Below are 14,002 nucleotides of genomic sequence, written 5' to 3' on the forward strand. Positions count from 1 at the left end.
CGTGCGCGTGTTCGCCACGACGGCCTCCCCCGGCCCGTACGCTGGGCCGGTGGGATCCCGTCGATCGACACCGCGCACTGGGCGCGAGGGGCGGCGCACGGGTCGCCCGCGGCGCGGCGCGCGCGCCGCGCTCCCGGCGCCCGGACGCGATCGCATGCTGCCCGCCTCGCCCGACGGCGAGGGCGTGTTCGTCGTCCTGAACCGGGCCGCCGGCACGAGCGTGGTCCGCTCCGACCCTGCGGCCGTGCTGCGCGACCGGCTCCCGGAGGCCGAACTGCACGTCCTCTCGCCCGGTGAGGAACCCGGCGCGGTCGTCGCCGACGCCCTCGCGCGGCCGGCACCGCCGCGCATCGTGGGCGTGTGCGGCGGCGATGGATCCCTGGGCGCGGTCGCGCACGCGGCGCGCGCCGCGGGGGTGCCGCTGCTCGTCGTGCCCGGCGGCACCTTCAACCACTTCGCGCGCACGGCGGGCGTGGCCTCCGCCGACGACGCCGTCGACGCCCTGCAGGCCGGTGAGGGCGTGCGAGCGGATGTCGCCGAGCTCGCGTTCGGCGAGGCCGACCCGATCACGGTCATGAACTCCGCGTCGGTCGGCGTCTATCCCGACGTCATCGCGCTCCGCGAGCGCGTGCGGCCCCGACTCGGGAAGTGGCTCGCAGGGATCTTCGCCGCCGAACGCGTGCTGCGACGCTCCGAACCGGTCGCGGTCGTGATCGGCGGGCGCCGGGCCGAGGTCTGGGCGCTCTTCGTCGGCGTCGGCCGCAACGACCGCGGCATCCACGCGCCCCTGCAGCGGCGGGAGCTCGACGACGGCATGCTCGACGTGCGGGTGCTGCACCGCGGCTCGCGGACGGGCGCGATCGCGGCCCTCGCCTTCGGGCAGCGCGCGGCGGCGGTGCTGCGTCGACTCCGACTCGTGCCCGAGCGCGTCGAGGCGTTCACGACCACCGAGCTCGAGGTCGACGTGCGACCGAGGAACGGGCAGCCGCCGGGATTCGTGCACGACGGCGAGGTCGCGCTCGACGCGCCTGCCGCGGCATCCGCCGACCTGTCGGCCCCCGGCTATCGCACGCGGATCCGGGTGGTGCCGGCGGGGGTCGACGTCTACCGGCCGGCGACGCGGCCGGTCGCCGGCTGAGGTCAGCCGAACTCGACGACCGGAACTCCCGACTCGACCGCCGCGCGGGCGAGCCGGTCATCGAAGGTCGCGAGCGGAAGCCGCGTCGTCATGGCGGCGTCGAGCACGCAGCAGTCCGGCAGCTTCAGCCCGGTCTCGACGCGCAGTCGCGCGAGCCGGAACGCCCCACCTTCGCCGGGTGACCACTCCGCGATGCCGAGCGAACCGAGGTGCTGCTCGGCGACCGCGCCCCGCCCGACGCGGATCGGTCCGACGAGGACCTCGGTCAGCGTCATGGCATGCAGCAGGAACCCCTCGTCGGGGTGGTCCCGGAAGAACTGCGTGGCGGTGGCGTGGTGCGCGTCGTGCGAGGCGAGGTGCGCGATGACCACGCTCGCGTCGAGCACGATCACTCGGGCCACTCCGCACGCAGGTCCTCGAGGTAGCCGGGCTCGTAGGCGACATCGAGGGCGCCTTCGGTGAGATCGACCGTGGCTCGCCACTCGCCGGCCCGTTCGCGCTCCTCCTCTTCGAGCGTCGCCGCGGCGCGCTCGAAGATGTGCGAGACCAGCTCGGCCCGACCAGCACCGGGCCACGCTCTCGCCGCGGCGCGCAATGCGCGCTCGACCTCCGGGGTCTCGGTGACCTGGAATCGCGGTCGAAGGGTGGGCATGTCCCGAAGTGTACCACCGCGAGAAGCGGTGCAACACCTCCGATCGCGAGACGACGCATCGACACCGCGAGCCGCGGCATCCGTCATCGGACCCTAGAGTTCGACGCCGACCAGCACCGGCTCGGGGTGCAGCACGATCCCGAATTCGGCCTGCACGCGCCCCTGCACGAACCGGGCGAGCTGGGCGAGCTCGTCGGCGCTCGCGCCGCCCCGGTTCGTCACCGCGAGCGTGTGCTTCGACGAGATCGCCGCGCGCGAGCCCGGCAGGGCGAAGCCGCGACGGATGCCGCTGTGCTCGATGAGCCACGCCGCCGACAGCTTCACCAGCGGCTCGCCCGGATCGGCGTGGGCGTGCGCCTCGGCGGCCTCGGCCTCGGCCTGGTGGGCGAGGAACGCGTCCAGCGGCGACTGCGCCTCGAGCTCCGCGAGCGGCACGACCTCATCGGGTTCCTCCGGCTCGACGTACCATCGCGGGGCGTCGCCCGGCAGCGTGCGCGCGACGCGCTCCGACACGATCGGGTTCGTGAAGAACGACCCGGCGCTCACCGAGTCGGGGTCGTCGGGGTCGAGCACCATGCCCTTGCCCGAGCGGAGGGCGAGCACGGCCTCGCGCACGTCGGCGATCGGCACGCGGTCGCCGAGCTGCACGCCGAGTGCGCCCGCGAGCTGCGCATAGGCGACGGGCGTGCCGAGCGCCTGGCCGAGCACCTCGCGCTCGGCGGTGGTGTCGTGCAGGGCGACCTCGATCGAGACGACGACCCCGGCGAGCCCCTGCTTCAGCACCGACGTGCGGTAGCCGAGCTCGAGTTCGTCGGCCGACATGCGGCGCGGAACGTCGGCGCCCTCGTCGAGGAACTCGATGCCGATGAGCACGTCGGAGAGCTCCTGGCCGTAGGCGCCGATGTTCTGCACCGGCGCGGCGCCGACGGAGCCGGGAATGCCGCTCAGCGCCTCGAGCCCCGAGAAGCCCCGCTCGACGGTGAAGGCCACGAGCTCGTCCCAGACCTCGCCGGCCTGCACGCGCACGTGCACGCTGCCGGGTTGCGCGCCCGGGAGCACCTCGATCCCCTTCGTGGCGATCCGGATCACCGTGCCCGGGAAGCCGTCGTCGCCGACGAGCAGGTTCGAGCCGCCGCCGACGACCATCCATCGCTCGCCGGACGCGTCGGCCTCGCGCACGAGGTCGACGAGTTCGCCCTGCTGGTTCGCCGTGACGAGACGATCGATCGGGCCGCCCACGCGAAGTGTCGTGAGGTCGGAGAAGGGGGTGCCGTGCTGCTCGGCACTGCCGGCCGGAGCGCCGGATGCGGCGGGCTCGCCGCTGCCGTCTGGGGTGCCTGGCTCGCTCATCTCAGGCGAGCACCACGCGCACCTGCGCCTTGCCGAGCACCGTCGCCCCCTCGAAGCTCACGGTGAGGTCGATGCGAACGGTGCGCGCCTCGGCGTCGAGCTGGCCGACCTTCGCGGTGACGAAGACATCCGCCCCCGCCTCGGGGTCGACGACCACCGGCCGGGTGAAGCGCACCTGGTAGTCGGCGACGCGAGCCGGGTCGCCCGCCCAGTCGACGACGGGCTGCACGGCGAGGCCCATGGTGAGCATGCCGTGCGCGAGCACGCCCGGCAGGCCCACCGACGCGGCGACGTCGTCACGGTAGTGGATCGGGTTGAAGTCCCCGGACGCGCCCGCGTAGCGGACCAGCGAGTCCCGGGTCAGGTGGAACTCGCGCTCGGCGACGACGTCGCCGACGGCGAGCGCGTCGAAGTCGGGGGCGGCGGGGGCCGCGACGGTCTCGGGCATCAGTCGTCTCCTCGCACGACGAGGGTGGAGATCGCGGTCACGACGTGGGCGCCGTCCGCGTCGGAGATCACGGACTCGGCGGTGACCATCGAGTGCGCGCCGAGGGTCTTGACGCTCGAGACGGTCAGCTTCGCCGTGAGCTCGTCGCCGGCCACGATCGGGCGGGTCGAGGTGAACCGCTGGTCGCCGTGGACCACGCGCGTGAAGTCGATGCCCGCGTCGGGCTCGGCGAGCAGCTGCGCGAGCGTGTGCTCCTGCACGACGACCGCGAAGGTCGGCGGCGCGACGATGTCGGCGTGGCCGGCCGCGCGCGCGGCGTCGACGTCGTGGTTGATCGGGTTGGTCGCGAAGACGGCGCGCGCGAACTCGCGCACCTTCTCGCGGCCGACGAGGTACGGCGCGGTCGGCGCGAAGTCGCGCCCCTGCAGCTCGGGGTTCACTGGCACCGTGCCAGTCTACGCAGCACGCCTCGCGGGGCCTCGCCTGCGCCTCGGCTTCCGCGTCCCCGCCCTGCGTGCACCGAGTGGATGCCGAATGCACCGCCCGTCGGCCGCTCCGGTGCATTCGGCATCCACTCGTCGGGCGCACCCGAGCGCAGCGAGCGGGCTGCGCCCGACAGGCGCCGGCGCGGGCGTCAGCGCTTGCCGCCGCCGAGGAGCCCGCCGAGCAGGTCGCCGAGCCCGCCGAGACCGCCGAGACCGCCGGCCGATCCGCCCGACGCCCCCGATCCGGCGGCGGCGCCGCCGAGCAGGCCGCCGAGCAGGTCGCCGATGCCGCCGCCCCCACCCGTCGGGGCATCCGACGACGTTCCCTGCTGGCGCTTGGCGAACTGGCCGGCGAGGAAGCTCAGCACGATCGGCGCGAGGATCGGCAGCAGCTTCTGGATGAGCCCCGGCTCGGCCTTTCCCTCCGCGGACCCGAGCTTCTGCACCACCTGGTCGGTGTTCGCGCCGAAGACGTTGTGCACGATCCGGTCGCCGTCGTCCTCGTCGACGTCGTCGAGGTCCACGCCGCCGTCGAACAGCTGCGGCGGATGGTGCTGCACGGCGCGTTCGAGCGAGGCCGCGCCCGCGGCATCCTGCGCATTCGCGCCCATGCCCCCCAGCAGCGCCGGCAGGGCCTGGTCGACCGCCGCCCGCGCGGTGGCCTCGTCGACGCCGAGGCGTGATGCGAGGTCGGCGATCGGGATGTTGGCGATGATGTCGTCGTACGAGGCCACGGGCCGTCCTTCCGCCTGTGCGCCCTCCCCCGGGCGCCCTCGTTCACGCTAGCCGTCGCCGACGGCGCGCGGAACCCCGCCCGAGTGCCGCGCCACGCGGGTCAGTCGGCCTCGCGGAGCCGCGAGAGACGGAGCCGCAGCGCGTCGAGCAGCAGCTCGAGTCCCTCCTCGAACGCGCGGTCGGACCGTGCGGCGCCGCGCTCGGCGCCGGCGAGCAGCCGCCCGAGGGTCCGGGTGGGTCCCTGCGGCTGCCAGATGTCGTCGGGCGAGGCGAGGTCGAGGCCGAATCCGAGCGCGAACGAGTCCAGGATCGCGACGACAGTGAGCACCTCGTCCTCGGGGAACCCGGCGTCGAGCAGGCCGGTGGCGAGGTTGTCGTAGCTCGCGATGACGAGCGCGTCGGTGATCGTCTTTCCCACGATGAGCGGGATGGCGTTGGGGTGCTCGGCGTACATGCGCCGTTCGGCGCGCATCGTCGCCGCGACGATCTCGTCCCAGGCGCCCTCGGGCAGCCCGGGCAGGTACTGCGCCGCGAGGCGGCCGCGGATGAGCTCGATGATCTCGTCGCGACCGCGCACGTGGTTGTAGAGCGAGGAGGGCGTGACACCGAGCGCGCGGGCGAGGGCGTTGACGCCGAACGGCTGCCCCGAGTCGACGAGTTCGAGCGCCGCGTCGGCGATGCGGTCGGCGGACAGCAGCGGGACCTTCGGCCTCGGCATGCGCACCTCCTCGTCGCGCCCAGCCTAGGGCTGCGTCGGAACGGATTCCGAATCACCCCTTCCCAATGGGCGGGTCGGGGTGAATAATAAACGAACACCATTCGTTTAAGCGGATGCCACACCCGGCGGACCGCGAATCCTCCCCCCGCACAACGACGTGCACTCCCCGACAGGAGACTCCCGTGACCGACCACACTCCCACCGCGCGCGTGCCGCTCCGCCTGCCGGGCGCCGTCGCGACCTTCGGCATCGGCATCGCCGGCTACCTCGGCGTGAACCTCTCGCCGTACATGATCGCCGCGCTCCAGGCCGCCCTCGGCGCCGACGTCCTCACCGCCAGCTGGATCGTCACCGCGACGCTCCTCGCCACCGCGATCACCGGCCTCGTCGTCGCCCGGCTGTGCGCCGGCCCGCAGCGACTCGCGGTCGCCCGGATCGGGCTCGCGGTCGCCGCCGCCGGCTTCGGCATCGCCGCGTTCGTCCCGGCGCCCGCCGCCGTCGTCGCCGGACTCATCGCCGGCGGCATCGGCGCGGGTGGCGCGGTCGCCTCCTCGGGCGCCGCCCTCGCCGCCTTCATCAACCCGGAACGGGTCGCCGGCGTCAACGGCCTCGCGAACCGCGCCGTGATCACCGTGATCCTCGCGATCGTGCCGATGATCGGCCTCGCACCCGCGAGCGTGTTCGGCGTGCTCGCCGTGTTCTCGCTCGGCATGCTCGCCACCACGGCCTGGCTGCCGGCGGCGCCGATCCTCGCGCCCGTCGCGAACGACGCGGTCGCGGCATCCGGCACCGGACGCTCGATCGGCTCGCGACGCGTGACGATCGCCGGGCTCGCCCTGCTCGTGTGCTTCGCCCTCTGGGCCGTGAGCGAGGACTCGCTCTGGGCGATGGCCGGCGTCATCGGCGCCGAGCAGGCCGCACTCACCCCCGAGGGCCTCGGCCTGGCGCTGAGCGGCGCCACCGCGGGCGGCATCCTCGGGGCCATCCTCATCACGGTCGTCGGCGACCGCTTCGGGCGGGCGCTGCCGCTCGCGATCCTGCTCGCCGCGGGCGGCGTCCTGAAGATGATCGAGGCCACCGTGACCGACCCGACCGCGTTCATCGTCGTGTTCATCGTGTGGAACACGATCTACGCGATCGCGTTCCTCTACTTCGTGGCGACCGCCGCGGCGCTCGACGCCGACGGCCGCTGGTCGGGTCCGCTGCTCGCGGTCTACCTCGTCGGCTCGGCGCTGACGCCCGTCATCGGCGCCGCGCTCGTCGAGGCGTTCGGGTTCGCGGGCTTCGGCATCGTGCTGGGTGTCGCGAGCTTCGCGCTCATCACCCCGGTGGTCCTCGTCGCACGCTTCTCGCGCGAGGCGCAGGCCGCCGAGGCGGCGACGGATGCCGCGGCCGCGCGCCCGGCGTCCGCCGACGCCGCCGACGCGCGGGAGGTCCGAGCATGAGCCGCCGCACCGTGTACGTGAACGCCCGCGTGTTCACCGCCGGCGAGGTCGAGTGGGCCGAGGCGATCGCCGTCGACGGCGGGACGATCCTCGCCGTCGGGACGGAGGACGAGGTGCGGGCCGCCGCCGCGGCCTCCGCCGTCGGGGCCTCCGCCGCTGCGCCCGATGCGCCCGGCGCGGGCGAGACGTCCGACGTCGACGTCGTCGACCTCGACGGGCGGCTCGTGCTGCCCGGCGTCGTCGACGCGCACACGCACCTCGTCATGATGGGCGAGGCGCTCGGCCGGGTCGGCCTGACCGACGCGCGCTCGCTCGACGAGATCCGGGCGCGGCTCGTCGCGGCGCACGCCGCGGCACCCGACGCGCCGCGCGTGCTCGGCCGCGGATGGCTGTTCGACTCGGTGCCGGGCGGCGCGCCCACGGCCACGATGCTCGACGAGGTGCTGCCCGACGTGCCCGTCTACCTCGACGCGAACGACTACCACTCGTGCTGGGTGAACGAGGCGGCGCTCGCCGAGCTCGGCATCACGCGCGACACCCCCGACCCGATCGGCGGCCGCATCGGCCGCGACGCTGCCGGCGAACCCGACGGCATGCTCTACGAGACCGCGGCGCAGCAGTACGCCTGGGAGCACCTCGCCGAGCAGGCGACCGACGCCGATCGCGATGCCGCCGTCGAGCGGACGATCGCCGCGTACCTCGCGGCGGGCGTCACGGGTGTCGTCGACATGGCGTTCGACGAGCTCGGGCTCGCCGCGTTCCGGCGGGCGGCGGAGCGGCGCGGCGGCACGCTGCCGATCCGCGTCGTGGCGCACTGGTTCGTCGCGAACACGGGCGACGAGGCGCAGAACCTCGCCCAGGTCGAGCGCGCGGTCGCGCTCGCCGCGGAGGTCGACACGCCCTGGCTCCGGATCGCGGGCATCAAGCTCGTGCTCGACGGCGTCATCGACGCGTGCACGGCCGCGATGCGGCATCCGTACGTCGACGGCTCGAACGCCGAGCCGATCTGGCCGGCGGACGCCCTCGAGCCCGTGGTCGCCGCCGCGGACGCCGCGGGCCTGCAGGTCGCGATGCACGCGATCGGCGACGCGGCGAGCGGCATCGCGCTCGACGCGCTCGAACACGCGCACGCCGTCAACGGCGAACGCGAACGCAGGCACCGCATCGAGCACCTGGAGTACGTCGACCGGGCGGATGTCGCGCGGCTCGCGCACCTCGGCGTCGTCGCGTCGATGCAGCCCGTGCACGCCGACCCGGCGATCTGGGCGAACTGGGCCGCGATGCTCGGCGACGAGCGGGCCGACCGCGGATTCCCATGGACCGAGATCACCGACGCGGGGGCCGTCCTGGCGTTCTCGACCGACGCGCCGACGGCGCCGCACGAGGCGCTGCCCAACCTCTACGTCGCCGCGACCCGGCGGTCGGCCCTCGACGACGCGTTCCCTGCGAACCATCCGGAGTACGCGGTACCCCTGGCGGATGCGGTGCGCCACGCGACGCGCGACGCCGCGTACTCGTGCCGCGAGGAGGACGTTCGCGGACGGCTCGCCCCGGGGCTCGCGGCGGACTTCGCCGTGATCGACCGCGACCCCTTCGAGCTCGGGGACGACGCGCTGCTCGAGGCCCGCGTCATCCGCACGGTCGTCGCGGGGGCCACCGCGTACGAGGCCGGGTCGCGCCTCGCCGAGGTGACGGACGGCGCGGAGCGCGCCGTCGCCTGACGCGTCACGCCCTGCGCCGCGGCGCCGCGGCGCAGGGCCGGCGCGCCCGCGCCCTCGGCGCCGCCCGGTCCTCGGCGCCCGCCCGGCGCACGCATTCGCAGGATGTCCCGCCCGATGCCGCGCCCATCGGGCGGGACGTCCTGCATTTCATTCACGCTTGACTTATATAAGCAGTGAGCGAATAATGGCGTCCGTGCACGCGCTCGACATCCTCGGAGACCCGGTCCGACGCCGGATCCTCGAGCTGCTCGCCGACGGCGAGCTGGCCGCGGGCGACGTCGGGCGCATCGTGCAGGCCGAGTTCGGCATCAGCCAGCCCGGGGTCTCGCAGCACCTGCGCGTGCTGCGGGAGTCCGGGTTCGCGTCCGTGCGCGCCGAGGGCACGCGTCGCCTCTACGCGCTCGATCCCGAGCCGCTCGCCGAGGCCGCGCAGTGGTTCACGCCGTTCGAGCGGTTCTGGACGCCGCGCCTCGACGCCCTCGGCACCGAGCTCGCGCGCGGGCGCCGGCAGCGCCGGCTCGCGGCATCCGCCGACCCGGGCGCACCCTCGCCGCCCGGCCCGCCGGACCGACCCGGAACGCCGGCACGTCCCGGCCCGCCTACGACCGAGCGCCCGAGCCGTCCCGAGACGACCGAGGCGCAATCCCCCGAGCAGGAGCACTGACATGGACATCCGAGCCCAGATCGGCGCGGTCGACCGCGGCGCCGTCACCGAGGAGCGCGACGGCGAGCGCATGCGCGTGCAGAGGCTCGCCCAGACCTACCCCTCCCCGATCGACGACGTGTGGGACGCCCTCACGACGGCCGAGCGCATCCCCCGCTGGTTCCTGCCCATCAGCGGCGACCTGCGCCTCGGCGGCCGGTACCAGTTCGAGGGCAACGCCGGCGGCACCGTCACCGAGTGCGACGCGCCGAACTCGTTCACCGCGACCTGGGAGTACGGCGGCGGCACGACGTGGATCACCGCCCGGCTCACCGAGGTCGATGCCGAGCACACGCGCTTCGAGCTCGAGCACGTCGCACGCGCCGCCGACGTGACCGACGAGATGTGGGAGCAGATGGGCCCCTCCCCCACCGGCATCGGCTGGGACGGCGCCCTGCTCGGCCTCGCACTGCACTTCACCACGCGCGAGATCCGGCCCGACGACTCCGAGGCGTGGCTGCAGACCGACGAGGGCATGGCGTTCATGCGGCTCAGCGCCGACCGGTGGGCCGAGGCGGATGTCGCGGCCGGCTCCGATCCGACGACCGCGGCGGCCGCGGCCGACCTCGTGTACGGGATGTACACGGGCGCCGCGCCCGCCCCGACGGGCGAGTAGCGGGAGCGGGCCGGCGCGCCCGCCCGAGCGTGCGCGGGGCCCCGCGACGCCGAACCGCCCCGCCGGGTGTCGCCGGCGGGGCGGTTCGCGTTCACGCGCGGGGCCGGCACGGTGAGGAGACGCCGGCCCCGCACGGGCTCAGTCGGCGGATGCCCGCGAGAGCACCTCGCCGCGGAAGAACGCCGGGCGCTTGACCGCCTGCCAGACCATGATCACGACGCCCGTGAGCAGCACGACCATGCCGAGGATGAACACGAGGCCCACCCCGCCGATGTTCGACCCGCTGCCGTAGTCGGGGTCCATGCTGTCGACGAGCGTCGTCACGAACAACACCGACAGGATGACACCGCCCACCAGCGGGAACAGCAGCGTGAAGAAGAACTCGCGAACCGAGCGGAACCACGTCCTCCGGAAGAACCACACCGCGGCGAACGCCGTGATGCCGTAGTAGAAGCAGATCATCATGCCGAGCGCCGTGATCGTGTCCCACAGGACGTTCTCGCTCACGAACCGCATGACCGCGTAGAAGACCGAGGCCACGACCGCGGAGACGATCGTCGCGTACCCGGGCGTGAAGAAGCGCGGGCTGACCTGTGCGAACTTCTCCGGCAGCGCGCCGTAGTGCCCCATCGCGAGAAGCGTGCGCGCGGGCGACACGAAGGTCGACTGCAGGCTCGACGCCGAGCTCGTGAGTACCGCGAGCGACACGAGGATCGCGAGAGGGCCGAGCACCGGGCCCGCCAGTGCGAAGAACACGTTGTCCTGGATCTCGGGGTTGCCGAGACCGTACTCGCCCTCGCCGACCCCCGCGAACGAGATGAGCGAGACGGAGATGAGCAGGTAGAGCGAGACGATGATGAGCACCGACAGGGTCGCGGCGCGACCCGGGGTCTTCTCGGCGCCCTTCGTCTCCTCGTTCATCGTGAGAGTGACGTCCCAGCCCCAGAAGATGAAGATCGACAGCGACAGGCCCGCCGCGAGCGCGCTGAAGTCGCTCACCGCGAACGGGTTGAACCAGCTGAGCTCGATCGGCGTCGCGTCGAACGCGTTGCCGTTCGCGACCTCGACGAGGGCGGCGACCGAGAACACGACGAGCACGAGCACCTGGAACCCGACGAGCCAGTACTGCAGCTTCTGCGTGGTGCGCATGTCGCGGTACGAGATCATCGTCGCGCCGAGCATGAACAGCAGGCACACCGCCACGTTCACGAACGGGTTCGCCGCGATGTCCGCGATGTCGGGGTTCCCGACGATCTGCGAGATCGCGAGGAACAGGAAGTCGACCGCGATGCCCGCCAGGTTCGAGAGCACGAGGATCGTCGCCGCGACGAGGCCCCAGCCGGCCATCCACCCGATCCACGGGCCGAAGGCCCGCGTCGCCCACGTGAACGAGGTGCCCGAGTCGGGCATCCGGCGGTTCAGCTCGCGGTAGCCGAACGCGACGAGCAGCATCGGGATGAACCCGAGCAGGATGATCGCCGGAACCTGGGTGCCGACCTCGGACACCGTCGGCCCGAGCGCCGCGGTCAGCGTGTAGGCCGGCGCGATGCACGAGATGCCGATGACGATGGCGCCGATCAGGCCGACCGAACCGGCCGACAGGCCCTTCTTGGTGATGCCGTGCTCGGCCGAGTCGACCGCGCGGGTCGCCTCGGTGAGCGGAGCGGAAGTGGAGGAGTGTTGCGACATTGCAGCGTCTTTCAGGAGCGGGTGGTGCGGGGCACCACGATCATGGGCGCCGGGAGCTCACGCAGCATCTTCGCCGCGGTCGACCCCAGGAACAGGTGGCGCGGCGCCGCGAGGCGGCTCGAGCCGACGAGCACGAGCTCGCCCGGGTGCCAGTCGAGGGCGCGCACGGCGTCCTCGATGGTCTCGCCCGCTGCGGTCTCGACGGTCGCCTCGATGCCCTCGGGCAACGCCTGGCGGGCCTCGTCGAGCACCTCCTCGGCGTGCACCGAGCTCGTGAGCGCGGCGAGGTCGGCGTCGAGGCCGGCGGGAAGGTCGATGGGCACGAGCGAGAGCAGGCGCAGCGGCGCCTGCGTCGCCCGCGCGAGGCGGATGGCCGACTCGAGGAGCGCGTCGGCTCCCGGGCGCGTGCCGACCGCCGCCGTGATGCGCGTGATGCCCTGCGAGGCGGCCAGCTCGCGCGAGCCCGACGGCGCGAGGAGCACCGGCACGTCGGAGGAGTGCAGCAGCTCGTTCGCGACCGAGCCGATGCGCGACCGGCCGAGGAGGCCGCCGCGCGCGGTGCCGATCACGATGAGGCGCGCGTCGAACTCGTGGGCGGCGTCGATGAGGCCCTCGGCGAACGACTCGGCGTAGCGGAGGTGCAGCTTCGACGCGACATCCGCCCCCAGGTGCGTCGACGCCGCCTCGAGCCACTCGCGCGACTGCGCGCGCAGGTACCGCTCGTAGCCGGCATCCGCCGGGACGCTCGAGTTGCCGACCTCGGACGGCAGGACCATGACGACCTCGAGCGGCGCGTCGGCCGCGGCCGCGAGGCGGCTCGCGACCGCGAGCGCGTCGGCGCCCGCGGCGTTCGCGGTGTAGCCGACCAGGATGCTGGTGCCGGTCACGCGCGCACCTCGAGGGCCTCGAGCGCCTGCGACGCGACGAGCCGGCCCATGCGGATGGCGCCGTCGACGTGCTGGTAGCCCTTGCCGGCCATGTCGGAGCACGCGAAGCGGATCGGGCCGACGGGCGTGCGGAGGTCGGCGCCGTAGCGTGCGAGGCCGCCCATGTCGAAGCTCGCGGCGTACGCGCCGCGGGTCCACTCCTCCGAGCCCCAGTCGGACTCGTAGTAGACGACCGGGTGCTTGGCCTGCTCGCCGTAGTAGTGCGACAGCGACTCGAGGATGCGCTCCTTGCGCTCCTCGGCACTCAGACGGAAGACCTCGTCGGCGGCCTCGTCGGAGACGAACCCGACGAGCGTGCCGCGCGTGTCGCCGTGGTTGGTGTTGTCGTACGCCTCGTGCGAGAGCTCGTACGGGCTGAACGCCGTGCCCGACAGGCCCTGCTCGCGCCAGAACGGCGTCTCGTAGACGGCGTGGACCTTGATGACGAACCCCATCGAGACGTGCTGGTGCATCTGGTGCTGCAGGCGGGGCAGCGGCGGCTCGTACGAGATGCGGTCGTACAGGATGGGCGCGAGCGCGAGCACGACCTGCTTCGCGTGCACCTCGAGCGAGTCGCTGATCACCGTGACGCCCGCCTCGGGCGCCTCCGGGTTCCACCGGATGGTGCGCACCGGCTGCCCGAGCCTCACGCGGTCGCCGAGGCGCTCGGCCAGGAGCAGCGGGACCTGCTGGAGGCCGCCCACGACGCGCTTGTCGAGGATGAAGTCGGCGTCGACGAGGTTCGAGAACGACCCCGCGGATGCCGCCATGAGCAGCGCCTGCAGCGCCGAGAACGCGTGGGTCGGCTTGGTGAGCATGGCACCGGCGATGAACATGCCGATGTTGAGCTTCGCCTCCTCGTCGTCGGTCTGGGTGCCGAGCCACTCGGCGAACGAGATCTCGTCGAGCTCCTTGGCCCGCGGGTGGGCCCACGGCGCCTCGGGGTCGATCTCGGCGACGAGCTGGTCGAGCTTCTCGATCAGGCCGACGATCTCGCCCTCGGTCTGCGCGGGCACCGGGAAGATCTCGCCATCGAAGAGGCGGCGCTCGCCGTCCTCGGCGATGTAGACGTTCCTGCCCTCGCGGTAGCGCTCGTACGTCTCGAGCCCGAGCTCGTCGAGCGTCTCGATGAGCGCGTCCTGGTCGGGCGAGACCCACTGGCCGCCGATCTCGAGCATGGCGCCGTCGACGTCGCCGGTCCAGAGGCGGCCGCCGACGCGGTCGCGGGCCTCGAGCACGACGACGTCGCGCCCGGCCTTCACGAGCTCGGTCGCGGCCGTGAGGCCGGAGGCGCCTGCGCCGACGATGACGACGTCGGTGTCGATGCGTTGCATGGTGGGAGTGCTTTCTGTGCGTGTGAAGCTGACGCTCCGGAA

General features: G+C 73.4%; 15 protein-coding genes. 5 read left to right on the plus strand and 10 right to left on the minus strand.

Features of this window, described 5'->3' with window-relative positions; translation table 11 throughout:
* The first annotated feature begins 154 nt into the window (after positions 1-154).
* Positions 155-1,138: a diacylglycerol/lipid kinase family protein gene (locus tag ABME02_RS13735; RefSeq protein ID WP_353815915.1), complete on the plus strand. Its 984-nt coding sequence runs from the start codon at positions 155-157 to the stop codon at positions 1,136-1,138.
* A gap of 2 nt (positions 1,139-1,140) precedes the next feature.
* Here ABME02_RS13735 and ABME02_RS13740 read toward each other — a convergent pair whose 3' ends face one another.
* From ABME02_RS13740 to ABME02_RS13770, 7 genes are all read right to left on the minus strand, one after another.
* Entirely contained in the window at positions 1,141-1,539 is a 399-nt protein-coding gene (locus ABME02_RS13740; RefSeq protein WP_353815916.1) for a type II toxin-antitoxin system VapC family toxin, read from the minus strand.
* Positions 1,527-1,790: a hypothetical protein gene (locus ABME02_RS13745; protein WP_353815917.1), complete on the minus strand. Its 264-nt coding sequence runs from the start codon at positions 1,788-1,790 to the stop codon at positions 1,527-1,529. The genes ABME02_RS13740 and ABME02_RS13745 overlap by 13 nt, the downstream gene beginning before the upstream one ends.
* 93 nt (positions 1,791-1,883) lie before the next feature.
* A complete protein-coding gene (locus ABME02_RS13750; protein WP_353815918.1) occupies positions 1,884-3,140 on the minus strand; it encodes a UDP-N-acetylmuramate dehydrogenase in 1,257 nt (418 codons plus the stop codon).
* A gap of 1 nt (position 3,141) precedes the next feature.
* Positions 3,142-3,588 carry a MaoC family dehydratase gene (locus tag ABME02_RS13755; protein ID WP_353815919.1) on the minus strand — a complete coding sequence of 149 codons (447 nt, stop codon included), beginning with the start codon at positions 3,586-3,588 and terminating at the stop codon, positions 3,142-3,144.
* On the minus strand, positions 3,588-4,034 hold the full coding sequence (locus ABME02_RS13760; protein ID WP_353815920.1) for an FAS1-like dehydratase domain-containing protein: 447 nt from the start codon (positions 4,032-4,034) through the stop codon (positions 3,588-3,590). Before ABME02_RS13760 ends, ABME02_RS13755 begins: the two co-directional genes overlap by 1 nt.
* Before the next feature lie 188 nt (positions 4,035-4,222).
* Positions 4,223-4,807: a DUF937 domain-containing protein gene (locus ABME02_RS13765; protein WP_353815921.1), complete on the minus strand. Its 585-nt coding sequence runs from the start codon at positions 4,805-4,807 to the stop codon at positions 4,223-4,225.
* Positions 4,808-4,908: 101 nt separating this feature from the next.
* Positions 4,909-5,526, minus strand: a complete 618-nt coding sequence (locus ABME02_RS13770) for a TetR/AcrR family transcriptional regulator (RefSeq protein ID WP_353815922.1) — start codon at positions 5,524-5,526, stop codon at positions 4,909-4,911.
* A 182-nt stretch (positions 5,527-5,708) separates the two neighbouring features.
* On the opposite strand from ABME02_RS13770, the gene ABME02_RS13775 reads away from it, so the two are divergent.
* The 4 genes from ABME02_RS13775 to ABME02_RS13790 all read left to right on the plus strand — a co-directional run bounded on the left by ABME02_RS13775 (position 5,709) and on the right by ABME02_RS13790 (position 10,011).
* Positions 5,709-6,971: an MFS transporter gene (locus ABME02_RS13775; protein ID WP_353815923.1), complete on the plus strand. Its 1,263-nt coding sequence runs from the start codon at positions 5,709-5,711 to the stop codon at positions 6,969-6,971.
* Positions 6,968-8,692: an amidohydrolase gene (locus ABME02_RS13780; RefSeq protein ID WP_353815924.1), complete on the plus strand. Its 1,725-nt coding sequence runs from the start codon at positions 6,968-6,970 to the stop codon at positions 8,690-8,692. Before ABME02_RS13775 ends, ABME02_RS13780 begins: the two co-directional genes overlap by 4 nt.
* A 193-nt stretch (positions 8,693-8,885) precedes the next feature.
* Entirely contained in the window at positions 8,886-9,356 is a 471-nt protein-coding gene (locus ABME02_RS13785; protein WP_353815925.1) for an ArsR/SmtB family transcription factor, read from the plus strand.
* Between the two features lies 1 nt (position 9,357).
* Positions 9,358-10,011, plus strand: coding sequence for an SRPBCC family protein (locus tag ABME02_RS13790; RefSeq protein WP_353815926.1), 654 nt, complete (start codon positions 9,358-9,360; stop codon positions 10,009-10,011).
* 138 nt (positions 10,012-10,149) lie between these two features.
* On the opposite strand, the gene ABME02_RS13795 is transcribed toward ABME02_RS13790, so the two are convergent.
* Genes ABME02_RS13795 through ABME02_RS13805 form a run of 3 tightly spaced genes read right to left on the minus strand, consistent with a single transcriptional unit; the run spans position 10,150 to position 13,960 of the window.
* Entirely contained in the window at positions 10,150-11,700 is a 1,551-nt protein-coding gene (locus tag ABME02_RS13795; RefSeq protein WP_353815927.1) for an APC family permease, read from the minus strand.
* Positions 11,701-11,711: 11 nt separating this feature from the next.
* Complete coding sequence (locus ABME02_RS13800) at positions 11,712-12,587, minus strand: universal stress protein (protein WP_353815928.1); 876 nt, start codon at positions 12,585-12,587, stop codon at positions 11,712-11,714.
* Positions 12,584-13,960, minus strand: coding sequence for a flavin monoamine oxidase family protein (locus tag ABME02_RS13805; RefSeq protein WP_436408274.1), 1,377 nt, complete (start codon positions 13,958-13,960; stop codon positions 12,584-12,586). The genes ABME02_RS13800 and ABME02_RS13805 overlap by 4 nt, the downstream gene beginning before the upstream one ends.
* Positions 13,961-14,002 lie beyond the last annotated feature (42 nt).

This window comes from Agromyces zhanjiangensis (assembly GCF_040496055.1).
In the GTDB taxonomy this organism is placed as follows: Bacteria; Actinomycetota; Actinomycetes; order Actinomycetales; family Microbacteriaceae; genus Agromyces; species Agromyces zhanjiangensis.